We start from the raw sequence: 318 nt of genomic DNA, 5'->3' as shown, positions 1-318 counted from the left end.
TCCTTCGCTGATCAGGGGTGAGCGGTTTCCCTAACGCGCGTTGGATGTGCCCATCCGGCAGCTCCAGTAGGACGACTTTCACATACCGGAACAATTGAAAAATCGCCTGCCCGGTGGGTCGGGTCAGTTTCCGGCCTCCCACGCCCTTTCATGGGTGTTCCGGGGTGATGAACGGACGCACCCGGCGCTGGAAGACGCGGTAAATGGCCAAGGCCAACAGAAACAAATAGCCCAGTACCGCGACCCGTTCCGGTTTTTTGACGTAAATCTCATCCGTAAAGAATGGGTCTTTCAAGAAAGAGAAGTTCATCTCCACGG

General features: G+C 55.7%; 1 pseudogene. It reads right to left on the bottom strand.

The features are described 5' to 3' along the window. Positions 1–318, bottom strand: a pseudogene (locus B4113_RS20815) (transposase); the annotation flags it as partial.

The sequence above is a fragment of the Geobacillus sp. B4113_201601 genome (genome assembly GCF_001587475.1).
Lineage (GTDB): Bacteria > Bacillota > Bacilli > Bacillales > Anoxybacillaceae > Geobacillus > Geobacillus icigianus.
The sequence above is the reverse complement of the archived record's forward strand: the minus strand, read 5'-3'. Positions and strand labels throughout refer to the sequence as shown.